Below are 22,038 nucleotides of genomic sequence, written 5' to 3'. Positions count from 1 at the left end.
CAAAGTGACGCTATACGATATAAAACCGAAGTTTCAGAATTTATTAAGACCGCTGGTCGTCAGGTTACATGCGCAGAGTATCACTGCGAACCAGGTAACGTTGTTTGCCATGCTCACCTCTGTGGTGCTGGGCGCATTGTTGATGTGTTTTCCCGATCCGCGCTTTTTTATCACCCTGCCCGTTTTCCTGTTTTTCCGCATGGCGTTAAACGCCATTGATGGCATGTTAGCCAGGGAATTCAATCAGCAATCCACCCTTGGGGCAATGCTCAACGAGGTGGGTGACATTATCTCCGACGCCGCACTCTACCTCGCTTTCGCGTTTGTTACAGGCATCTCTCCCTGGTGGGTTGTGCTGGTGGTGCTACTTTCCTGGCTGAGCGAATTTTGCGGTGTGATGTGCCAGACGCTGAACGGCATGCGTAGCTACCGTGGTCCGTTGGGCAAAAGTGATCGCGCATTTATTTTTGGTGCTCTCGGCCTGGCGATTGCGCTGTGGCCGCAGTCTATCGGCTACGCTGACGCAGTGTTTGTCCTTGCCGCCCTGTTGCTGTGTTGGACCAGCCTGAATCGCTGCCGCAATGCGATGGAGGCGAAAAATGGCTGACTCCAGACACGTGCTTTATTACTGCCTGGGCGGTATCTTCGGCGTTCTCATTCTGGCAACGCTGATTATTTTTGTGCTGAGAAAGTGCCGCCCACAACGCAACTGGGTGGAATTGCAGCAGCGCGTGAATAGCTGGTGGGTAATCATCTGCCTGTTCTCGTTAGCAATGCTGTCGCCGAAGTGGCTGGCGCTGACCTTTTTCGGCTTCATCAGCTTCCTGTCGTTAAAAGAGTATCTGACGCTAGCCCCCACGCGGCGTTCTGACAGTATGCCGCTGCTGTGGATGTATGCCGCGATCCCGGTGCAATATCTCTGGACCGGCATGGCCTGGTACGGCATGTTCATCATTTTTATCCCGGTTTACGTCTTCCTGTTCCTGCCGGCTCGCATGGTGATTGCCGGTGATACCAAAGGTTTTCTGCACTCTGCATCGGTGATGCACTGGGGCATGATGACCACCGTGTTCGCTCTGAGCCACGTTGCCTACCTGATGACCTTACCCGGTGCCGACGCCAGTGCCGGTGCGCTATTGGTGTTCTTCCTCGTTGCGCTGACTGAGCTGAATGATATTGCCCAGTACCTGTGGGGTAAATCGCTGGGCAGGATTCGAGTGACGCCCAAAGTTAGCCCGAATAAGACGCTGGCCGGTCTACTAGGTGGCATCTTTACCACCATGTTGCTGGCTGTGATTCTTGGCCCACTGCTTACACCGATGAGTTATCTCCACTCGCTGGGTGCTGGGTTGATTATTGGTGCAAGCGGCTTTTGCGGCGATGTGGTGATGTCGGCGATCAAGCGCGATTTTGGTGTGAAGGATTCCGGCAAATTGCTGCCCGGACACGGTGGCATTTTGGATCGACTCGATTCACTGATCTACACCGCGCCGCTGTTCTTCCACTTCTATTACTACTTCTACGTGTAGGAGGCGCACATGAACCGAATGCTGCGCTGGATCTTTACCCTTTGCATCGCTTATCCGGTGGTGTGGATCTGGCTGGGTGTCGCCGTTGCCAACCGCAAGAAGCTACCGAAAACAGGCCCGGCGATGATTGTGGCGAACCATAACAGCCATCTGGATGTGCTGACGCTGTTCACGCTGTTTCCCCTTTCGACGCTGGTGAATGTACAGCCGGTTGCTGCGGCTGATTACTTCCTGAAAAACAAAGTGGTGGGTTGGTTTGCGCTCAAGGTGATTGGCATCATCCCGGTATATCGCGGGGCGCATCAGGCTAATCCGTTGCAGGCCTGCGTCGATGCACTGGCGGAAAAGAAAATCGTGATTATTTTCCCGGAAGGCACGCGCGGCGAGCCGGGGAAACTGTCAGAAATTAAATCTGGCCTGTGGCATCTCAGCCAGCAGTGCCCGGATGTGCCCATCATTCCGGTCTATATGCACGGACTGGATCGCTCAATGGGTAAAGGTCAAAAAATACCGGTGCCGTTCTTTATCGATATTTATATCGACGATCCGCTGCGTTATCAGGACAACAAGGCTGAATTTAAAAGCGCGTTATTAAATCGTTTTGTCGAATTACAACAGCAAGCCATAAGGAAATCATCATGAGCCAGGAAGGACGTTTATTTCAGGAAGGATCTTTTTCAACCAGCGACGGTGAATCTCTCTATTTTCGCCACTGGCCCGCGCAGGATGCGCAGAGCAAAAAAGTGATTGTACTATTTCATCGCGGGCATGAGCACTCAGGTCGTTTGCAGCATGTTGTCGATGAGTTGCTGATGCCGGATGCCCATTTTTACGCCTGGGATGCGCGTGGACACGGACATTCGCCGGGAGAGCGAGGTTACAGCCCAAGCCTGGCTCGCTCAGTGCAGGACGTCGATGAATTTGTTCGCTTTGTCGCTGAACAAGCAAAGGTAAACATTGAAGACATTGTTGTGATTGCGCAAAGCGTCGGTGCGGTGTTGGTTGCCACCTGGGTGCATGACTACGCGCCTAAAATCCGCGGTATGGTGCTGGCATCGCCAGCGTTTAAGGTGAAGTTGTATGTGCCTTTCGCTCGCGCGGGTTTAGGTTTGCTGCAACGTATTCGCGGTCTATTTTATGTGAACTCTTACGTCAAAGGGAAATTTCTCAGCCACGACCCAGAGCGTATTAGCAGCTTTGAGCAGGATAAACTCATCACCCGTCAGATTGCGGTGAATATTCTGCTGGATCTGTATAAAACGGCGGAGCGCATTGTTTCTGATTCTGCCGCCATCACCGTGCCAACACAGCTGCTGATTTCCGGCGATGATTTTGTGGTGCACACCCAACCGCAGAAAAAGTTCTATCAGGCTCTGCGTAGCGCCATTAAAGAGCAGCATATTCTGCCCGGTTTTTATCACGACACGCTGGGAGAAAAGGATCGCCAGCTTGCCTTCGATAAAATGAAGCCGTTTATCGAACAGCTTTACCACGCTGCACCTTACACCTTCGATTACAGCAATGAAGATCAGTGGAGTCCGGGCGCTGATGCATACCGTGAGTTGCAGGCACCACCTAAGCGCTGCTCACTACAAGGCATGTCTTACGCTTCACTGAGTTTTGGCATGAAAACCATTGGCAGGCTGTCTAAAGGCATGCGCCTGGGATATGAAACCGGTTTTGACTCTGGCAGCACGCTGGATTACGTCTACCGCAACACGCCTGAAGGCACCGGCATTGTTGGTCGCATCATCGACCGGCAGTACCTCAACAGCATTGGCTGGCGCGGCATTCGCATGCGCAAAGAAAATATCCAGCAGGTGATTGCGCAGGCCGTAGCAAAACTGCAAGAGCACAATTTGCCGGTTCGCGTGGTCGATATTGCCGCGGGACATGGCCGCTACGTTCTTGATGCGCTGGAGAAACAGCCGGGAATTGAAAGTATCTTGCTGCGAGATTACAGCGATCTGAATGTGGAGAAAGGCCAGGCGATGATTGAAGCGCGTCAATTAGGCCACCTCGCGCAGTTTAAAAAAGGCAATGCCTTTGATTATGACTCGCTCGCCACACTCGCGCCTGCGCCAACGCTGGGCATTGTCTCCGGCCTGTATGAACTGTTCCCGAGCAACCAATTAATCAAAACATCGTTGGCCGGGTTAGCCGCAGCCATTCCGCCGGGCGGCGTGCTGGTTTATACCGGGCAACCGTGGCATCCGCAGTTGAAAACCATCGCATGGACCTTAACCAGCCACCAGAACGGCATTCCCTGGTTGATGCGCGTGCGCAGCCAGAATGAGATGGATACGCTGGTCGAAGACGCTGGATTTGAGAAGTGCCACCAGCTGATCGATGAGTTTGGCATCTTTACCGTGTCGCTGGCGGTAAGAAAATAGCATGACTGAATCGTTGCTGACACAACGCCCTTTTAGCCCCTGGAAACAGGGGCTTTGCTGGCTTATGTTGCTGGGGCCACTGTTTTTTCTCAGCTATGGGCAGGTTAATACCTACACCGCGACCCGCGATGATGTAGAAAGCCTGGTGTTTGCCTGGGAACGTTCGATTCCATTTGTTCCCTGGACTATCGTGCCTTACTGGAGCATCGACCTGCTTTACGGTATTTCGCTGTTCATCTGCACATCAAGACAAGAGCTGATGCGTCACGGCTATCGCCTGCTTGCAGCATCGCTGGTGGCGTGTGCAGCGTTTTTACTTTTCCCGCTGAAGTTTACCTTTACGCGCCCGGAAACCCAGGGTGCCTTCGGCTGGTTGTTCCGCCAGCTTGAACAGTTTGATTTGCCCTATAACCAGGCCCCTTCGCTGCACATTATTCTGACCTGGCTGCTCTGGCTGCGCTTTCGCCAGCATCTAAATAGCAATGCGAGAATCGTTGCGACCAGTTGGTTCCTGCTGATTGCTGTATCCGTACTGACCACCTGGCAGCACCATTTTATCGATGTAATTAGCGGGATTGTGGTCGCGGTCATCATCAGCTACCTGATTCCGATTAGAGGAGAATGGCGCTGGCAGCGGCCAACTCTGCACGCGCGACGTCTTGCTGGCAAATATTGCCTGGGTGGAATGCTGTTTTTACTGGCGGGGATAGCGATTCCCAGTGGTTATTTGCTGTTGTGGCCTGCCATGGCGCTGCTGGCAGTGGCTGCGGGCTATGCCGGATTGGGCGTGACGGTATTCCAGAAAAGCCGTTGCGGCAACTTATCTCTCTCCGCACGCCTGCTGCTTCTGCCTTATTTGGCAGGTGCAGGGATTTCCCGCCGCTGGTTTTCCCGGCATACCGCGCAAAGTAATGAGATTGTCGCTGGCGTATCGTTGGGCAGGTTTCCGGACAAGGCGGAGCAAGATTTTGCCGTTTTTGATCTGACTGCAGAATTTCACAAAGGCAACCGGAACGCACAGAGATGGCAGGCCTATCCGCTGATGGATCTACTGGTGCCAGACATTGAGCATTTGCGCACTGCAGTAAGACAGCTCCAGCAACTGCATCGGGAAAGTGACAAGGTGTTGGTTTGCTGCGCGCTGGGTTTATCGCGCAGTGCCACGGTGATAGCGGCGTGGCTGCTGGCGGAAGGACATGCAGCTTCTGTCGTTCAGGCCGTTGAACTCATTAAGTCCCGACGCCCGCAGATTGTACTCACCCCTGCACACATTGAAATCCTGGAAGCCTTCAGCAAGGAACAGCTATGTCAGACATCATGATGACCAACCGAATTGTGCAAATTCATCTGGCAAGCTGGCGCTACTTTGCCGCTCTGACGCTGCCACCGCTGGCGCTGATACTCAGCCTTTTCTACTCCGCGCTGAGTCTGCCGTTGATGTTGTTGTTTTTCATCACACATTACTACTGCTGGCGTTTATGGCTTGATGAACGGCTCTTCGCCTTGCTCAACAACGAAGACGACCTTGCTGAGTTTGACCTGGGCATGGCGCAGCTGTGGCCGAAAAAATTTGCCCGGCCGCGTTCTCTGGCAGATCGCCTGCACGGAACAAGAGTCATGTTTTACCGGGCAATGATCTCCTTACTGGTGTTGTGGTTGGTTTCACTCTGCTCAGTGATTTATCTGGCACTCACGCTGGGTGAGTAGGTGAACAATGAACGATCATGATTTCCTAAAATATTTCGACAGCGAAATGCGTTATCTGAAAGCGGCTGCGCAGGAGTTTGCGGAGCAGTATCCGGAGGCGGGACGGCGACTGGGCGTAGACGGAAAATCTCTGAAGATGGATGACTCAGTCGAGCAACTGTTTCAAGGCTTCTCGCTGATGATGGCGCAGATGCGTCGCAAGATTGATGACGATATTCCTGAGCTGACGGAGCCGCTGCTCGGGCATCTGCTGCCCGTGGTGAACCGCACGCTGCCATCAATGTCAGTGGTGGAACTTACGCCCGATAGCGTCGCTAAGGTACGTGATGCGCTGCTGCCGGAAGGCACAATGCTGCTGACCCGACCGATGGATATCACTGGCCTGCGCTGCCCGTATCGCACTATCGATGCGCTAAAGTTGCATCCGCTGACGCTGGGCGAGATAACGACGCCCTTCCATCCTGATGGACACCAGATGATCTCCCTGCGGTTTTCACTTAGCCCTCAGGCAGATCCGAGCCAAATCGATCTCAGCGATATCCCGCTCTACATCCACGGAGATCGCCCGGTGCAGTCAATGATGTATCAGGCTCTAACCAACCAAATTGAAAGAATTACTGTTCGTCAGCCGCAGAGCGATAACTGTGATCCAAAACCCTTTAGTGGCGACATCCGCGCCCGCTGGCAGCAGCACTGGCACTCGGTCTGGCCGGAAAGCGATAGCCCAGCCTTGTGCGGCGAAGTGCGCCCACTGCTGGAATATTTCAGTTTCCCGGCTCGCTACGCCTTCTTTACTCTATCGGGGCTCAACACGCTTCTCTTCAACGAAAGCTGCCGCGAGGTGATTCTCGATATTCACCTCAGTCAGCCACTTCCGCGTGATATTTTGCTGCCGGCAGATGCGCTGCGCATTCACTGCGTGCCGGTAATTAACCTGTTTACGCTGAACGCCGAGCCGCTGAAGGTGAAACCTGCGGTGCTCGATTATCGTCTGCGTCCGCACCGCCTGCACGATCTGCACACTGAGATTTACAGTGTTGATGAAGTTGCCGCCAGCGAAATACTGGATAAACGGCGTTATGTGCCGTATCGGCAATTCCGGCAAAAAGGTGGCATGTTGCAACGCAAAGAATCCTGGCCGGAGCGATATTTCCATACGCGTGTCTGGCGGGGTGTCAGCGGTCTTTATGAAACCTTGCTGATGTTGGGTGGCGATGAAAGCGAGACCGATCTGGCCGAGGATGATGCCACGCTATTTATGAACATCACCTGCACCAATGGTAACTATCCGCGCATGGCGCTGGAGAAAGCCGTGTTTGATGGAATCGCGGTAACCGGCAACCTGACGTTGCAGTGCACAACGCGTCATCCCCCTTCTATGCCTTATTACCCGCCAACCACGCAGTTGTATCAGTGGCATGTGATGTCGCTGCTGCATCCGCGCGCGCTGAGCCAGATGATTAACGACGCTGAAAGCCTCCGAGCCGTGCTGGCGCTGTTTGACTGGAGTAATGACGATAACAATCGCCGTCGCATCAGCGGTATTCGTCACGTCAGCTGGCATCAGGACTATAACTCATCGTATCACTGGCACGGCGTGCGTATTCGCGTGGCGCTCGATGAAACCCAGTTCAGCGGCATCGGCGATGCCCGCCTGTTCTGCGAGCTGCTGGAGCAGTTCCTGACGCAGTACGCCAGCGTTGTGCGTTTTACCCAGCTGACGGTGCTGCTGACCGCTTCGGGCACCGAGTGGGCCTGGCCGGAGCGGCGCATTGACAGGGTGCTGATGTGAGCGAAGAAAACAAAAAACCGTTCTGGCTGGACGATAACGGCAATGACCAGACCGCGCAGTACAACTTTTACCGCTTCTGCCAGCTGCTGGAGCAGACGACCGGCAGCCGTCTTGGCACGGGCCGCACGCCAGAGAGCGATCCGGTGCGCTTTCGTCCCAATCCGCATCTGGGCTTTCCCGCTGGAGAGTTGAAACGCACAGAAAGTGACGCCGATAATCCGTATGCGATACCAACGGTCCGAACCAACTTCTTCGGCTTGTACGGTGTTGATTCGCCGCTGCCCACCAGCATCATCGATGATATCAACCAAGGGCGTGACGGAGCTGATGCGATGGCGGCGTTTCTGGATATCTTCAATCATCGGCTGATGACGCAGTTTTACCGCATCTGGCGCAAGTACAGCTATCCGGCCACCTTTGAGCCGGGCGGTACGGATGCGGTTTCGCAAAGCCTGATGGCGTTAACCGGCATAGCCCACAGCGGTGACCAACCTTCGTCACGCCTGCTGGCGATACTAAAACCGTTGCTGCATACCACGCACACTGCTGAAGGCATCGCTGCGGTTATACGCAGCCAGGCACCGAACACCAAAGTTGAAGTGTTCGCACACCATCCGGTGACGATGCCGGTGGCAAAACGCGCCCAGCTTGCAATGTGCAGCGGCATGACGCTCGATCAGAATCCGATACTAGGCGATGAAACCCGCGTGGCTGATTACTGCTCACGGGTTGAGCTTTCAACAGACGATCCTGATGAGGCAAAGGGTTGGATGCCTGATGGACAGCTCAGGCAGGATGTGATGGCGCTACTGCGCACGTATCTGGGCTGTGACTATGATTTGCGGTTTTGGCTGACTATTCCAACTAGATTGCTGCCAATGCCGCGACTGGGTGATGCCGGGTTGTTTGATGGATACAATATGATGCTGGGGTTGAGGGAGGATAATCTGAGTGCGATGCCGGAAACGGTTCGTATCAAAGTGGGAAAGCTGCGGAAAAGTCACATTAAATAACATAAACATCGAGAGTGAATCAATGGAAGAAATAAACTCAACAATTAACTTCTCAACTTTAATAAGCACCGAGTCGCTTAAGCTATCTCTAGGTGTACTTATCCCTGGGTTAATTAAAGCCGCGTGGCCCCTTATAAAAAGGTTGGCAGGTATTCATTATGCTGAGAAAGCCACTGTCACTGAAAAAAGAGCAAAAGCACTTAGCTGCATTTCCGAGCTGTACACAAAAAGTATAAATACCGCCACGGAGAATGCTGTTAAGGCACTATATGATGTAATAGGAATGCAGTACTCGGTAAAAATAAACGAGCTGCTTTTGACATTCCTTAGAGAGCGAAACATCAGCTATGAAGACCGAGACTTTCAAGGCTTTATTAAAACCCCTTGCATCAAGGACATTCAGAACGACTCGTTTAATAGTTACAATAAACGGTACAGGAAGTTAAGAGGTTTGCAACTCGCATTCATCAGTATCATTTCGCTGATTCTTCTCACTGCTTTATTTATATTTGCAGAAATAGCTAAAACCTCATCAGGTACCGAACAAGTGTTTTTCATTGCACTCGCTATGTCAGCCTATTTTTTAAATGTGTTTTGGTTCCTTTTCATGATGAGTCAGTTTGAAAGATTCAGAAGAGCAAGGATTTTTTACAGAACATTTTCTCCATGGCTGCAACAAAAATTGCGTGAGGAAGCTGATATTCAGATAAAACAACAACAGAAGCTGAACTGGCAGAATAGATATTTGCGCACAGACACGCAAATGCTACATCACTTTTATGAGTAATCGTCTTTTGGGTTACGATCCTGGAATGCACCATCCAGACGATAGTAATATTTCGACTGGTAACAACTGAACGCTTATGTACCTTTAATAATAGGTAGCTTTATATTTGGCTTAGTTTTGTAAAAATGCCCAACTCCAATTGTATGATTGAAATACATTAACGAAACGCCTAATTTGTGTAAAATCATCACACTTTCATGAACTCAACCTAACCGGAAATGCTATGGCTGGCGTGAACAAAGCTCAACTGACTGAAACCGATATCGTGACGAAATTCATCCTACCAGCAGTCAAGGCTGTTGGTTGGGATGACATGACGCAGATTCGCCAAGAGGTGAAGCTACGAGATGGCAAAGTCGTCGTTCGTGGCAAGTTAGCATCCCGCCAAAAAGTGAAATCTGCCGACATTGTTCTCTATTACAAGCCCGGCATACCGTTGGCAGTCATTGAAGCGAAAGCCAACCAGCATGAAATCGGCAAAGGCATGCAGCAAGGGTTAGGCTATGCCGCTTTGTTAGAAGTCCCATTCATCTTCGCGTCCAATGGCGATGGCTTCATCTTTCACGATAAAACCCACCCTACTCAGCTCGAACGTGAAATTACACTAGATGATTTTCCAACACCAACCGAGTTATGGGAAAAGTTCTGTATCTGGAAAGGTTATACCGCCGAACAGTTGCCTATCATCTCCCAGGATTACCATGATGATGGTTCCGATAAGTCACCACGCTATTATCAGCTTCAGGCAATCAATAAAACCCTTGAGGCTATCTCAGCAGGCCAAAGTCGCATATTGTTGGTAATGGCTACTGGAACCGGAAAAACGTATACAGCGTTCCAAATCATCTGGCGATTGTGGAAAGGCAAACATAAGAAACGCATTCTATTTCTAGCCGATCGTAACATTCTGGTAGATCAAACCCGCATCAACGATTTCCAGCCTTTCGGCCAAGCTATGACAAAAATCACTGGCCGCACGGTTGATCCCGCTTATGAAATTCATCTGGCGTTATATCAGGCATTGACTGGACCCGAAGAGCAAGATAAGGCTTATAAGCAAGTTGCCCGTGACTTTTTCGACCTGATCATCATTGACGAATGCCATCGTGGCAGCGCCGCTGATGACAGCGCCTGGCGCGAAATATTGGAATATTTCAGTAGTGCAACACAGGTTGGCTTGACCGCAACACCGAAGGAAACGCATGAGGTTTCAAACACCGATTACTTTGGTGAGCCGGTTTATACCTATTCGCTTAAGCAAGGTATTGAGGATGGTTTCCTGGCTCCTTATAAAGTGGTACGCGTCGATATCAATGTAGACTTGCAGGGTTGGCGTCCATCGAAAGGGGAAGTCGATAAAAATGGCGAGTTGATAGAAGACCGCATCTACAACCAAAAAGATTTCGATCGCAATTTAGTGATTGATGAGCGCACCCAACTGGTGGCGGAAACCATCACGGATTACCTCAAGCGCACCAATCCAATGGATAAAACCATCGTCTTCTGTAATGACATTCCCCATGCAGAGCGGATGCGGCGTGCACTGGTAAATCTCAACGCTGCGCAAATGAAAGAAAACGACAAATACATCATGCGCATCACAGGTGATGAGATTGAGGGTAAAAACCAGCTCGATAACTTTATTAATCCGAAGAAGCCATACCCAGTCATCACCGTAACATCGGAACTGATGACAACTGGCGTGGATGCCAAAACCTGTAAGCTGGTTGTGCTTGAGCAAAATATCCAATCGATGACCAAGTTTAAGCAGATCATCGGACGCGGTACGCGTATCGATGAACGCTACAACAAACTCTGGTTTACCATTCTGGATTTCCGAAAAGCGACCGAGCTGTTCGCAGATGAGCGCTTTGATGGCTTGCCGGTGAAAGTCATAACCACTACGCAAGAAGAGGTTGCCGATCCTGATTCCGATTTTGATGAACAACTAGAAGACGAAGCGCTGGATGCCGATAGTCAACCTGATCATGCAGAAGATATATCACCAAGTTATCCATCTGACTCGGCAACGGAAGCGGAACCTGAAGGTGAACTGCCGGAGTCTGACGAAGAACGACGTAAGAAGTTTTACGTAAGAGGTGTTGTTGTTAACGTTCTTTCTAAACGTGTTCAGTATTACGACGCTGATGGCAAACTGGTCACCGAGTCTTTCCAGGATTACACCCGCCGCACGCTGATGAAAGAGTACGCATCATTGAATGACTTTGTTCAGCGTTGGCAAGGTGCTGAGCGTAAGCAGGCCATTATCGAAGAGCTGGAACAGCAAGGCATTATCTGGGATGTACTGACCGAAGAAGTCGGCAAAGATCTGGATCCCTTTGATATGCTTTGCCATGTCGTTTATGGACAGCCGCCGCTTACCCGCCGTGAACGCGCGGATAACGTACGCAAGCGCAACTACTTCACTAAGTATTCTGAATCGGCGCAAGCTGTGCTGAGTAGCTTGCTCGACAAATATGCCGATGCTGGCGTGAAAGAAATCGAAGATATCCAGGTACTGAAGCTCCGTCCTTTTGATACCATGGGCCGCCCTTTAGAAATCATCAAAAAGAACTTTGGTGACAAGGAAAGCTACATGAGTGCCGTTAGCGATTTGGAAAAAGAAATCTACGATCTGCCCCCTCGCTCGGCCTGATCCTCTTTCAATGTCTGTCATCGTGGCAAATGCACGGTGGCAGACTTTTTTTATTACGGAAACCGCAACAAACATGTCTATCAGCTCAGTGATCAAGTCCTTACAGGACATCATGCGTAAAGATGCCGGTGTTGATGGCGATGCGCAGCGCTTGGGTCAGCTTTCATGGCTACTGTTTTTGAAAATTTTCGATACTCAGGAAGAAGAGCTTGAGCTGGAAATGGATGCTGAAGAATATCGTCTGCCTGTTCCTGCAAGATATCTTTGGCGCAACTGGGCAGCTGATGCAGAAGGAATCACGGGCGACGCACTGCTTGAGTTTGTGAATGATGATCTCTTCCCTGCCCTGAAAAACCTGACTGCACCTCGCGATAAAAATCCGCGCGGCTTTGTGGTGCGGGAAGCCTTCAGCGATGCCTATAACTACATGAAAAACGGTACGCTGTTGCGTCAGGTGATCAATAAACTTAACGAGATCAACCTCGGGGACAGCAACGAACGCCATATGTTTGGCGACATCTACGAACAAATTCTGCGGGATTTGCAGAGCGCAGGTAACGCTGGTGAATTTTATACACCACGTGCCGTAACCCGTTTTATGGTTAACCGCATCGACCCTAAATTGGGTGAGCGAGTTATTGATCCTGCCTGCGGCACCGGCGGATTTCTGGCCTGTACCGTTGATCACATACGAGAAAATTACGTCCATAACACCGACGATCACCAAACGCTGCAGAAGCAGATTCACGGTGTTGAGAAGAAACAGCTCCCGCACTTGCTTTGTACCACCAATATGCTGCTGCACGGTATTGAAGTCCCGGTGCAGATTCGCCATGACAACACGCTGAGTAAGCCGCTCTCTTCCTGGGACGAGCAATTCGATGTCATCGTTACGAACCCGCCGTTTGGTGGTACAGAAGAAGACGGTATTGAGAAAAATTTCCCTTCTGAAATGCAAACGCGCGAAACCGCTGATCTCTTTCTGCAACTGATTGTGGAAGTACTAGCGGACCAAGGTCGCGCTGCTGTCGTGCTGCCGGATGGCACGCTGTTTGGTGAAGGAGTGAAAACCAAGATTAAAAAGCTGCTTACGGAAGAGTGTAACCTGCACACCATCGTGCGTTTGCCGAACGGCGTGTTTAACCCGTATACCGGTATTAAAACCAATATTCTGTTCTTCACCAAAGGCCAGCCGACTAAGGATATTTGGTTCTACGAACATCCTTACCCAGATGGTGTGAAGAACTACAGCAAAACCAAACCGATGAAGTTTGATGAGTTCCAGACGGAAATCGATTGGTGGGGCAATGAAGCCGACGGTTTTGCCAGCCGTGAAGAGAGCAACCAGGCATGGAAAGTCAGTATCGACGACATCATCGCGCGTAACTTCAACCTGGATATCAAGAACCCGTATCAAGGCGAAATTATCAGCCATGACCCGGATGAATTGCTGGCGCAGTATCAGACACAACAGGCGGAAATCAGCGAACTGCGTAACCAGTTGCGTGACATCCTTGGAGCTGCGCTGGTAGGCAATAAGAGGGCGAACTGATGACCGTTGAGAAGCTGATCACCGATCATATCGATATCTGGTCTTCTGCCCTTCAAACCCGCTCCACCGCCGGGCGTGGCAATAATGGCAAAATCGATCTTTATGGCATTAAGAAACTGCGCGAGCTGATTCTGGAACTGGCAGTACGCGGCAAACTGGTGCCGCATGACCCGAATGATGAACCGGCGTCTGAGTTAGTGAAGCATATTGCGGCTGAAAAAGCGGAGCTGGTGAAGCAAGGAAAAATCAAGAAGCAGAAGCCGCTGCCAAAGATAAGCGAAGATAAAAAGCCGTTTGAATTACCGGTGGGATGGGAATGGGTAAGATTTGGAGACATTGCTGAAATAGAAAGAGGTGGATCACCAAGACCTATTAAAGATTATATAACCACCGATGAAGACGGCCTTAACTGGATAAAAATTGGCGATACCGATATTGGTGGGAAATATATTTATTCTGCAGATGAAAAAATAAAACCCTTAGGTCTTCACAAAACACGCATGGTATACCCTGGAGATTTTCTACTTACAAATTCAATGAGTTTCGGACGACCTTACATAACTCTTATCGAAGGTTGCATACATGATGGCTGGTTAAGAATATCTCCTCCATCATTATTAAACAAAGATTTTCTTTACCTATTACTGTCTTCACCATTTATTATAAAAGCTTTTAAAGAGAAAGCGTCTGGTGCAGTTGTATTGAACCTTAACGCAGATAAAGTACGTGAAACATTCATCCTTATTCCTTCATTAACTGAGCAGCAGCGAATTGTTTCAAAAGTTAATGAGTTAATGTCCACCTGTGACCAACTGGAACAGCAATCCCTGATCAGTTTGGAGGCACATCAGCAACTGGTTGAAACCCTGCTGACATCGCTGACCGCCAGCAAAAATGCTGCAGAACTCACCGAAAACTGGGCGCGAATTAGCCAGCATTTCGACACGCTATTTACTACCGAAGCGAGTATCGATGCGCTTAAGCAAACCATCCTGCAACTGGCGGTAATGGGAAAACTGGTACCACAAGACTCGAACGATGAACCCGCATCCGAACTGCTTAAACGTATTGAGCAGGAAAAAACGCAACTGGTGAAAGAAGGCAAAATTAAAAAACATAAATCGCTTCCGCCCGTTAGCGATGAAGAATTACCTTTTGAGCTGCCGGAAGGTTGGGAGTGGTGTCGTTTAGGAACGCTGTTTAGTTTTAAAAATGGCTATGCATTTAAAAGTGAATGGTTTAGCGATAATGGAATTCGATTGGTAAGAAACACCAATATATCCCATGGGTTTATTAATTGGTCTGATTCAGTGAGTTTACCTGAACCCATGCTCTCAGCGTTTAAAGATTTTATTTTGAATACAGGAGATGTGGTTATATCTCTGGATAGACCGGTAATTAATACTGGGTTGAAATATGCATTCATACGGGAGTGTGATTTACCCTGTCTTTTATTACAACGAGTGGCTAAATTTAGTAGTTTTGGAAAAAATATTCTTAGTGGTTTTTTAAGCAAATGGCTGGAGTCTAATTATTTTATTAATGCTATTGACCCAGGTAGAAGTAATGGTGTGCCACATATTTCAACAAAACAGCTTGAGATGACACTTTTCCCATTATTATCTCAAAATGAGCAGAACAAAATAATCATGAAAACTAATGAGCTTATGGAAGTTTGTGATCACCTCAAATCCCGCCTGCACTCTGCCCAACAAACTCAGCTCCAGTTGGCGGATGCCCTCACTGACGTAGCCTTAAACTAAGAAACATACGATGACGGCACTCGCGATAGAACATTTCTTGTTTGTCGGCGCGTGCCATACTTTCAGGAGGCAATTGAATAGATGAAATTTAAATTACTTATAGCTTATGCATTATCTTTTTCAGCATTTAATTCATATGCAGACTGTTGGATTGTCGGCAATCTTCATGGCATGAGCGCCATAAAATCACAATCATATAGATACTCTGAAGATGCCTTCTCAGGAAAAATATTCCATGTAATTGCTGATAAAGATCACTCGTCTGTGACAAACAGCGACCTTAACTACGTTGGGCTCAATCGCAAGTCTGTTTTGGGCACCTTCCTTAATGGGCAGAGCCGCACCGTTGAAACATGGAATATTTCTGATGATGATAAAAAGGTATTTTACACATTGACCAGAACTGGTTTCATTGATGATTTAGATGGTACAAAGTCTTTTGTCGGCGATGTTATAGGGAAATGTTAATAAAGAAACCGCCTGCGGGCGGTTTATAGAATTAATTCGATTAGCAGTTGACAGCTCAATTACTGCCATGCCCATCAGCCCAACTTGTTTGGAAATTATTTCGATAGCTTATTTTATGACTTCGTTTTCATGATTTTTTTAGTGGTGAATCGCCATAACTGCCAAATAATATCCTCAGCACTCTTTATCGATTTCAATTAACAACTTCACTATCGAGCACATCCTTGATGATTTAATAACCTTCGTCATCAACATAATGGGGGGATGGGAAAGCATTGAGAGGGTTCGTCGCTACGCGCTTAGCCACTGAATCATTCAGCGGAGCACGCGCAAAATTGACTCACTTTTCGGAGTTTACGACACAAATACGACACAAGGGGAAGATCAGGTAGGATTGAAGCTGGCGTAAGTCATTGAAAGTAATTGGTACGCCCTACAGGATTCGAACCTGTGACCTACGGCTTAGAAGGCCGGTGCTCTATCCAACTGAGCTAAGGGCGCATAGTGATTGGGTCGGATTATACGTCCAGCGGCTCGCGCGTCAACGTTTTTGCCCTTGAACAGAAGCGGAGTGCTGCCAGATTAACCAAAACCCCTTAATGCCGCTTGCGCCATTCGCTCATTGACACCAGATTCCCGCCCTGCTCCGTTTCGCCTTCCAGCTCAATCCCTTGCTGCGTGAAGTGCGCATTGTACTGGTCACGCAGCGCATGCAGTTCCTGGCTGTCCGGCTCCAGCTGGCGCAGAAATCCCAACGCCAACAACAGCTGCTGACGTGAAATCAACGCAGAAAATCCAGCCCGGCTCAAAATGCCATGCCAGCGCTGCCTGTTTTCGTCGCTGCCATCGACAATCAGCACCTGCCAAATCAGCAGTACCGCCGCGCCATTGTGCTGATGCGTGTCGTTATCGCCCGCGATGTAATCGGTAAACTCTTTTGCCGCTTCTTTGCCCATCAGCGACAACATTGATTCGATATGCACCGGCGGCAGTTGCAACCGTTTATTGAGCGCCTGCACCGCATGGCGCGAGCTGGCCGTCAGCAGCTGAAAACCTACCACGAACACCACCGCCAGCGTGGCGAGAATTAACCAAATCATCACGTCATCCATCTCATTCACTGCCGGGCATCATAAGCGCTAACGCGGGCGGGCGCCACGGCGAAAAATCGGGAAAGCGGCGTTGATGGCGAATCTCTACCTGACAGCCGCACGCGCTTCTGACAGAATAGGCGCTATCCCCGATCTAACCCTCTACAGATGGATTTCCTCTCTGATGGCAGCAAAAATTATTGACGGTAAAACGATTGCGCAGCAGGTGCGCCTTGAGGTTGCCGAAAAAGTACAGCAGCGTCTGGCGGCCGGTAAACGTGCGCCCGGTTTGGCAGTTGTGCTGGTGGGTGAAAACCCGGCTTCACAGATCTATGTCGCCAGCAAACGTCGTGCTTGTGATGAAGTGGGCTTCATCTCCCGCTCGTACGATCTGCCCGCCACCACCAGCGAAGCCGAGCTGCTGGAGCTGATTGATACGCTCAACAACGACAACGATATCGACGGCATTCTGGTGCAGCTGCCGCTGCCAGCCGGCATCGATAACGTCAAAGTGCTGGAGCGCATCGTGCCAGACAAAGACGTGGATGGATTCCATCCGTACAACGTCGGTCGTCTGTGCCAGCGCGCGCCAAAACTGCGTCCGTGTACGCCGCGCGGCATCGTCACCTTGCTGGAGCGCTACAATATCGATACTTACGGCCTGAACGCCGTGGTGGTTGGCGCATCGAATATCGTTGGCCGTCCGATGAGCATGGAGCTGCTGCTCGCCGGTTGCACCACCACTGTCACGCACCGTTTCACCAAAGATCTGCGTCATCACGTTGAGCACGCCGATCTGCTGGTGGTTGCAGTCGGCAAGCCGGGCTTTATTCCGGGCGACTGGATCAAGCCGGGCGCGGTAGTCATTGATGTAGGTATCAACCGTCTCGACAGCGGCAAAGTGGTGGGCGATGTGGAGTTCGAAGCAGCTTCTGAGCGCGCCTCGTACATCACGCCGGTTCCAGGCGGCGTCGGTCCAATGACGGTTGCTACACTGATCCAAAACACGCTGACGGCGTGTGAAGAATTTCACGACATTGAGGAGGCATAATGGCCAGTTTTTCTCTCGGTAAACATGCCCACGTTGATTTGTGCGACCTGCTGAAACTCGAAGGTTGGGTGCAAAGCGGTGCGCAGGCGAAAGCCGTGATCGCGGAAGGCGAAGTGCGCGTCGATGGCGCGGTTGAAACGCGTAAGCGCTGCAAGATTGTTGAAGGCCAGAAGGTTGAGTTTGCAGGTTTTAAGATTACGGTTGTAGCGTAATTAGGTGGCGGTCGCCATGAATGGCGACCCTACAAGACGCGGGTTTCCCCTTCAATTTGCTCCAGCTCGATGTGATTCACCGGTGTATGCTGCGCAATCAGCGTCGCCAGTTTCGGTGAATGGCTGGTGATCCACAGCTGGCTGAACTGGCTGGCTTCGGCAATCAGGCGCGCCAGTGCCGGCAACAAATCTTCATGCAAACTGTTCTCCGGTTCGTTCAGCGCCATAAACGCCGGCGGACGCGGGCTGAGCAGCGCCACCACTAAGCAGAGAAAGCGCAGCGTGCCATCCGAGAACTCGGCGCTCTCTAGCGGACGCAAAATTCCACGCCGTGACATCAGCATCTGAAAACGCCCGTTCTGCACATCAACGTGAAATTCCGTGTCAGGAAACGCTTCGGCAATCACTTCGTGCAGCAACTCGACATGACCGCGTTCAACGATAGTGGCCCAGGCCGCCGCCAAATTACTGCCATCATGGCTTAGCACCGGCGCGCGTACGCCAATCTGCGGCGCACGAATCGGCGAACCTGGCCACACAGCAAATTCATGATAGAAACGCCACTGACGTAGCCTTTCACGCACCTGCGAAAGCTCCGGATACAGATGCGGTTCGCCCAGTTGCCCAAACAGCGACTCTTCGGGATACAGCACCGCCGGATAGGCTACGCGCTCACCTTGCACATTATGCAAAAAGGCGGTCTGATTTTGCCGCTGCATGATGCAGGAGGAAGGACGTCGCCGTTGGCCGCTCATCCACAAGCGCTCCTCTTTCACCAGCGGATCGAGATTGAACATGCTGGTGACGAGCGGCTCAGGAAAACCGATATCGAGCTGATAATCCATATCGTCCATTACCACCGCCAGCGCCAGACGTTTGGGATCGTGCCGACGATCGCCGCGCCGCAATCCGCCCGCCCACATCGCTTTTTGAATGCCGCCCTCTTCCGCCAGCGCCAGCGCTAAACGTCCGCTCGCCGCTTCGTGCAGAAGTCGCACCGCTTTATACAGGTTGGATTTGCCGCAGCCGTTCGGGCCGCTCACCACGTTGAGCTGCTGCAGCGGTAGCGTCAGATCGCGCACCGAGCGGAAGCCGTGAATATGAATCTGTTCAATCGCCATAATAAAAAAGGGCGATTTCTCGCCCTCTCCGGTTATTTGCGTCGCCAGCTGGAACCTTGAGGCCCATCCTCAACGATAACGCCCAACTCATTGAGCTTATCGCGCGCCACATCCGCCTGCGCCCAATCTTTGGCTGCACGCGCGTCGGAACGGGCTTTCACCCAATGCTCGATTTCCGCCACTTCATCGACATTCACCTGCGCACCGCTTTGCAGGAACAACTCGGGATCCTGCTGCAGAATGCCGAGCACGTTAGCGATCTGGCGCAGTTTCGCCGCCAGCGCATCAGCAGACGCTTTGTCTTCGATCTTCAGACGATTAACTTCACGCGCCATATCGAACAACACGGAATAGGCTTCCGGCGTGTTGAAGTCGTCATCCATCGCAAGACGGAAACGCGCCTCAAACTCTTCGCCACCCGCCGCCGTGGCGTTGGCATCGGTATGACGCAGCGCGGTGTACAAACGCTCAAGCGCGGCACGCGCCTGGTTGAGGTTATCTTCGCCGTAGTTGAGCTGGCTGCGATAGTGGCCCGACATCAGGAAGTAACGCACGGTTTCGGCATCGTAATGCTGCAACACATCACGCACGGTGAAGAAGTTATCCAGCGATTTCGACATCTTCTCGCGATCAACCATCACCATGCCGGAGTGCATCCAGTAATTCACATACGGGCCATCGTGCGCACAGGTGGATTGCGCCACTTCGTTTTCATGGTGCGGGAACATCAGATCGGAACCGCCGCCGTGGATGTCGAAATGAGTGCCGAGCTGTTTGCAGTTCATCGCCGAACATTCGATGTGCCAGCCTGGACGACCGTTGCCCCACGGCGAGTTCCACGCCGGTTCGTCGGCTTTAGACATCTTCCACAGCACGAAGTCCATAGGATTGCGCTTCACATCCGCCACTTCGACACGTGCACCGGCCTGCAGCTGCTCCAGATCCTGACGCGACAGCACGCCGTAATCTTTATCGCTCATCACGTCGAACATCACGTCGCCGTTGTCCGCCACGTACGCGTGCTTACGTTCAATCAGCGTGCCGACCAGCTCGATGATCTCATCGATATGGCGTGTCGCGCGCGGCTCCAGATCCGGCGGCAGAATGCCGAGCGCGGCGAAATCTTTGTGCATCTCGGCGATCATGCGGTTGGTCAGCGTTTCAATGCTTTCACCGTTTTGATTGGCACGCTTGATGATTTTGTCATCGATATCGGTGATGTTACGCACATACTTCAGCTGATAGCCCACGTAACGCAGATAGCGCGCCACCACGTCGAATGCCACAAAAGTACGCCCATGGCCGATATGACAGAGGTCGTAAACCGTGATACCACACACGTACATACCGATTTGACCGGCATGGATGGGTTTGAATTCCTCTTTCTGTCGACTCAGGGTGTTATAAATCTTTAGCATTGAACGGTTCCGTTTGTTTACGTGTGCGGGATTCGAACATTATAAAAATGTAGCCGGTTATTGTGCCGTATTTTTCTGACTTGTGCATCGCTCGGTTGCCAACTGCCGTCCGGTTACTGACGCGTTATTGGAAATTGTGATATAAGAAGCGTCTACAAAAATGCCCCGCCGCCTTGCAGGCGCGGCAGCGACACTGACGACAACCTTGACAGGAAGAAAATAATGGTCACTTTCCAGACGAACCATGGCGATATCGTAATTAAAACTTTCGATGACAAAGCGCCGGCTACCGTGAAGAACTTCCTGGAATACTGCGCGGAAGGTTTTTACGATAACACTATCTTCCATCGCGTAATCAACGGTTTCATGATTCAGGGCGGCGGTTTTGAGCCTGGCATGAAGCAGAAAGATACCAAAGCAGACATCCGCAACGAAGCGAATAACGGCCTGAAAAACACCAAAGGCACCCTGGCGATGGCGCGTACTCAGGCTCCACACTCTGCCACTGCCCAGTTCTTCATCAACGTGGCAGACAACGACTTCCTGAACTTCCGTGACGAAAGCCTGCAAGGCTGGGGTTACTGCGTGTTCGCTGAAGTGGTTGAAGGCCTGGACGTGGTTGAGAAAATCAAAGCGGTGAAAACCGGCCGCAGCGGCATGCATCAGGACGTTCCGGTTGAAGACGTTGTCATCCAGAAAGTGACTGTTAGCGAGTAATGTCGCGCACGCTGTTTATCGCAGATCTGCATCTGTGTAATGAAGAACCGGCAATTACTGCCGGTTTTCTGCATTTTTTGCAGGGAGAAGCGCGTTCCTGCGATGCGCTTTACATCCTCGGCGATCTGTTTGAAGCCTGGATCGGCGACGACGATCCTAATCCGCTGCATCAGCAAATCGCTGCGGCGCTCAAAGCCTTGCCGGTACCGAAATACTTCATCCACGGTAATCGCGACTTCCTGCTCGGCCAGCGTTTTGCGCGCGTTTCTGGCATGACGCTGCTGCCGGAAGAAAAGGTACTCGATCTCTACGGACATCGCGTGTTGATCATGCACGGCGATACCTTGTGCACCGACGATGAAGGCTATCAGCGTTTTCGCGCCAAAGTGCATCAGCGCTGGTTGCAGCGCCTGTTCCTCGCGTTACCGCTGCGTCTGCGCATGCGCATTGCCGCGCGTATGCGCAATGGCAGCAAGCAGGCGAATCAGCACAAGTCGGTCAGCATCATGGACGTCAATCAGTCCGCAGTGGAAGCCGCGATGACGCACCAGCAGGTGCCGATTTTGATTCACGGCCACACGCATCGTCCCGCCATTCACCCCTTCACGCTGCACGGCGAAAACGCCCAGCGCGCGGTACTCGGTGCATGGCATGAGAACGGATCGATGATCCAGCTTGATGCCAGCGGCGTCAGCCTGATCGAATTCCCCTTCTGAAATCCGGGCGTAAATGCCCGTTTTCCACCTACGCAACCGTTTTCCTTGCTGC

The 22,038-nt window shown here is 51.2% G+C and carries 20 protein-coding genes, 1 tRNA gene and 1 pseudogene; 18 read left to right on the top strand and 4 right to left on the bottom strand.

Going from position 1 to position 22,038, the window contains the following annotated elements; translation table 11 throughout:
* Window positions 1-4: 4 nt before the first annotated feature.
* The 14 genes and pseudogenes from ACXIZX_RS04625 to ACXIZX_RS04560 all read left to right on the top strand — a co-directional run.
* Window positions 5-607 (top strand): CDP-alcohol phosphatidyltransferase family protein, encoded by a 603-nt coding sequence (locus ACXIZX_RS04625; RefSeq protein WP_479403674.1) that lies wholly within the window; start codon window positions 5-7, stop codon window positions 605-607.
* Window positions 600-1,529: a phosphatidate cytidylyltransferase gene (locus ACXIZX_RS04620; protein ID WP_179451667.1), complete on the top strand. Its 930-nt coding sequence runs from the start codon at window positions 600-602 to the stop codon at window positions 1,527-1,529. Before ACXIZX_RS04625 ends, ACXIZX_RS04620 begins: the two co-directional genes overlap by 8 nt.
* A 9-nt stretch (window positions 1,530-1,538) precedes the next feature.
* Window positions 1,539-2,171 (top strand): lysophospholipid acyltransferase family protein, encoded by a 633-nt coding sequence (locus tag ACXIZX_RS04615; protein WP_179451668.1) that lies wholly within the window; start codon window positions 1,539-1,541, stop codon window positions 2,169-2,171.
* Window positions 2,168-3,922: a bifunctional alpha/beta hydrolase/class I SAM-dependent methyltransferase gene (locus ACXIZX_RS04610; RefSeq protein WP_179451669.1), complete on the top strand. Its 1,755-nt coding sequence runs from the start codon at window positions 2,168-2,170 to the stop codon at window positions 3,920-3,922. The genes ACXIZX_RS04615 and ACXIZX_RS04610 overlap by 4 nt, the downstream gene beginning before the upstream one ends.
* A 1-nt stretch (window position 3,923) precedes the next feature.
* Entirely contained in the window at window positions 3,924-5,243 is a 1,320-nt protein-coding gene (locus ACXIZX_RS04605; RefSeq protein WP_479403673.1) for a phosphatase PAP2/dual specificity phosphatase family protein, read from the top strand.
* Window positions 5,228-5,629 carry a hypothetical protein gene (locus ACXIZX_RS04600; RefSeq protein WP_479403672.1) on the top strand — a complete coding sequence of 134 codons (402 nt, stop codon included), beginning with the start codon at window positions 5,228-5,230 and terminating at the stop codon, window positions 5,627-5,629. Before ACXIZX_RS04605 ends, ACXIZX_RS04600 begins: the two co-directional genes overlap by 16 nt.
* A gap of 7 nt (window positions 5,630-5,636) precedes the next feature.
* Window positions 5,637-7,421, top strand: a complete 1,785-nt coding sequence (gene tssF / locus ACXIZX_RS04595; RefSeq protein ID WP_479403671.1) for a type VI secretion system baseplate subunit TssF — start codon at window positions 5,637-5,639, stop codon at window positions 7,419-7,421.
* Window positions 7,418-8,434, top strand: coding sequence for a type VI secretion system baseplate subunit TssG (tssG, locus tag ACXIZX_RS04590; RefSeq protein WP_479403670.1), 1,017 nt, complete (start codon window positions 7,418-7,420; stop codon window positions 8,432-8,434). Before tssF ends, tssG begins: the two co-directional genes overlap by 4 nt.
* A gap of 22 nt (window positions 8,435-8,456) precedes the next feature.
* Window positions 8,457-9,221 (top strand): hypothetical protein, encoded by a 765-nt coding sequence (locus tag ACXIZX_RS04585; protein ID WP_479403669.1) that lies wholly within the window; start codon window positions 8,457-8,459, stop codon window positions 9,219-9,221.
* 223 nt (window positions 9,222-9,444) lie between these two features.
* Window positions 9,445-11,877 carry an EcoAI/FtnUII family type I restriction enzme subunit R gene (gene hsdR, locus ACXIZX_RS04580; protein ID WP_479403668.1) on the top strand — a complete coding sequence of 811 codons (2,433 nt, stop codon included), beginning with the start codon at window positions 9,445-9,447 and terminating at the stop codon, window positions 11,875-11,877.
* A gap of 73 nt (window positions 11,878-11,950) precedes the next feature.
* On the top strand, window positions 11,951-13,429 hold the full coding sequence (locus tag ACXIZX_RS04575) for an N-6 DNA methylase (protein WP_479403667.1): 1,479 nt from the start codon (window positions 11,951-11,953) through the stop codon (window positions 13,427-13,429).
* The gene (locus ACXIZX_RS04570; protein WP_479403666.1) at window positions 13,429-15,192 is read left to right on the top strand and encodes a restriction endonuclease subunit S; all 1,764 of its coding nucleotides are present in this window, start codon (window positions 13,429-13,431) and stop codon (window positions 15,190-15,192) included. The genes ACXIZX_RS04575 and ACXIZX_RS04570 overlap by 1 nt, the downstream gene beginning before the upstream one ends.
* A gap of 81 nt (window positions 15,193-15,273) precedes the next feature.
* Complete coding sequence (locus ACXIZX_RS04565; RefSeq protein WP_479403665.1) at window positions 15,274-15,660, top strand: hypothetical protein; 387 nt, start codon at window positions 15,274-15,276, stop codon at window positions 15,658-15,660.
* 244 nt (window positions 15,661-15,904) lie between these two features.
* Window positions 15,905-16,069: pseudogene (locus ACXIZX_RS04560) on the top strand (integrase); the annotation flags it as partial.
* A 15-nt stretch (window positions 16,070-16,084) separates the two neighbouring features.
* Here ACXIZX_RS04560 and ACXIZX_RS04555 read toward each other — a convergent pair.
* Both ACXIZX_RS04555 and ACXIZX_RS04550 read right to left on the bottom strand, forming a co-directional pair.
* A tRNA-Arg gene (locus ACXIZX_RS04555) sits at window positions 16,085-16,161 on the bottom strand.
* A 95-nt stretch (window positions 16,162-16,256) separates the two neighbouring features.
* Window positions 16,257-16,760 carry a DUF1198 family protein gene (locus tag ACXIZX_RS04550; protein WP_479403664.1) on the bottom strand — a complete coding sequence of 168 codons (504 nt, stop codon included), beginning with the start codon at window positions 16,758-16,760 and terminating at the stop codon, window positions 16,257-16,259.
* 175 nt (window positions 16,761-16,935) lie between these two features.
* Between ACXIZX_RS04550 and folD the strand changes: the two genes are divergently transcribed.
* Together folD and ybcJ are read left to right on the top strand one after the other, a co-directional pair.
* The gene (gene folD, locus ACXIZX_RS04545; RefSeq protein ID WP_061717422.1) at window positions 16,936-17,802 is read left to right on the top strand and encodes a bifunctional methylenetetrahydrofolate dehydrogenase/methenyltetrahydrofolate cyclohydrolase FolD; all 867 of its coding nucleotides are present in this window, start codon (window positions 16,936-16,938) and stop codon (window positions 17,800-17,802) included.
* Window positions 17,802-18,014: a ribosome-associated protein YbcJ gene (ybcJ, locus tag ACXIZX_RS04540; RefSeq protein ID WP_007890771.1), complete on the top strand. Its 213-nt coding sequence runs from the start codon at window positions 17,802-17,804 to the stop codon at window positions 18,012-18,014. The genes folD and ybcJ overlap by 1 nt, the downstream gene beginning before the upstream one ends.
* A 29-nt stretch (window positions 18,015-18,043) precedes the next feature.
* On the opposite strand, the gene ACXIZX_RS04535 is transcribed toward ybcJ, so the two are convergent.
* Window positions 18,044-19,135 (bottom strand): AAA family ATPase, encoded by a 1,092-nt coding sequence (locus tag ACXIZX_RS04535; RefSeq protein WP_479403663.1) that lies wholly within the window; start codon window positions 19,133-19,135, stop codon window positions 18,044-18,046.
* Window positions 19,136-19,167: 32 nt separating this feature from the next.
* On the bottom strand, window positions 19,168-20,553 hold the full coding sequence (cysS, locus tag ACXIZX_RS04530) for a cysteine--tRNA ligase (protein ID WP_479403662.1): 1,386 nt from the start codon (window positions 20,551-20,553) through the stop codon (window positions 19,168-19,170).
* Between the two features lie 222 nt (window positions 20,554-20,775).
* Here cysS and ppiB point away from each other — a divergent pair, with 222 nt between their 5' ends.
* Both ppiB and ACXIZX_RS04520 read left to right on the top strand, forming a co-directional pair.
* Complete coding sequence (ppiB, locus tag ACXIZX_RS04525; RefSeq protein WP_061717425.1) at window positions 20,776-21,270, top strand: peptidylprolyl isomerase B; 495 nt, start codon at window positions 20,776-20,778, stop codon at window positions 21,268-21,270.
* Entirely contained in the window at window positions 21,270-21,986 is a 717-nt protein-coding gene (locus ACXIZX_RS04520; RefSeq protein WP_479403661.1) for a UDP-2,3-diacylglucosamine diphosphatase, read from the top strand. The genes ppiB and ACXIZX_RS04520 overlap by 1 nt, the downstream gene beginning before the upstream one ends.
* Window positions 21,987-22,038 lie beyond the last annotated feature (52 nt).

Source organism: Candidatus Pantoea symbiotica, from assembly GCF_056491525.1.
This window is presented reverse-complemented; position numbering and strand designations above follow the sequence as displayed.

Coding starts and splice junctions, on each gene's coding strand:
- ppiB (WP_061717425.1), top strand. CDS start 20,776: ATGGTCACTTTCCAGACGAACCATGGCGATATCGTAATTAAAACTTTC.
- ACXIZX_RS04600 (WP_479403672.1), top strand. CDS start 5,228: ATGTCAGACATCATGATGACCAACCGAATTGTGCAAATTCATCTGGCA.
- ACXIZX_RS04575 (WP_479403667.1), top strand. CDS start 11,951: ATGTCTATCAGCTCAGTGATCAAGTCCTTACAGGACATCATGCGTAAA.
- ACXIZX_RS04570 (WP_479403666.1), top strand. CDS start 13,429: ATGACCGTTGAGAAGCTGATCACCGATCATATCGATATCTGGTCTTCT.
- ACXIZX_RS04520 (WP_479403661.1), top strand. CDS start 21,270: ATGTCGCGCACGCTGTTTATCGCAGATCTGCATCTGTGTAATGAAGAA.
- hsdR (WP_479403668.1), top strand. CDS start 9,445: ATGGCTGGCGTGAACAAAGCTCAACTGACTGAAACCGATATCGTGACG.
- ACXIZX_RS04605 (WP_479403673.1), top strand. CDS start 3,924: ATGACTGAATCGTTGCTGACACAACGCCCTTTTAGCCCCTGGAAACAG.
- ACXIZX_RS04615 (WP_179451668.1), top strand. CDS start 1,539: ATGAACCGAATGCTGCGCTGGATCTTTACCCTTTGCATCGCTTATCCG.
- ybcJ (WP_007890771.1), top strand. CDS start 17,802: ATGGCCAGTTTTTCTCTCGGTAAACATGCCCACGTTGATTTGTGCGAC.
- folD (WP_061717422.1), top strand. CDS start 16,936: ATGGCAGCAAAAATTATTGACGGTAAAACGATTGCGCAGCAGGTGCGC.
- cysS (WP_479403662.1), bottom strand. CDS start 20,553: ATGCTAAAGATTTATAACACCCTGAGTCGACAGAAAGAGGAATTCAAA.
- ACXIZX_RS04585 (WP_479403669.1), top strand. CDS start 8,457: ATGGAAGAAATAAACTCAACAATTAACTTCTCAACTTTAATAAGCACC.
- tssF (WP_479403671.1), top strand. CDS start 5,637: ATGAACGATCATGATTTCCTAAAATATTTCGACAGCGAAATGCGTTAT.
- ACXIZX_RS04620 (WP_179451667.1), top strand. CDS start 600: ATGGCTGACTCCAGACACGTGCTTTATTACTGCCTGGGCGGTATCTTC.
- ACXIZX_RS04565 (WP_479403665.1), top strand. CDS start 15,274: ATGAAATTTAAATTACTTATAGCTTATGCATTATCTTTTTCAGCATTT.
- ACXIZX_RS04535 (WP_479403663.1), bottom strand. CDS start 19,135: ATGGCGATTGAACAGATTCATATTCACGGCTTCCGCTCGGTGCGCGAT.
- ACXIZX_RS04550 (WP_479403664.1), bottom strand. CDS start 16,760: ATGATTTGGTTAATTCTCGCCACGCTGGCGGTGGTGTTCGTGGTAGGT.
- ACXIZX_RS04610 (WP_179451669.1), top strand. CDS start 2,168: ATGAGCCAGGAAGGACGTTTATTTCAGGAAGGATCTTTTTCAACCAGC.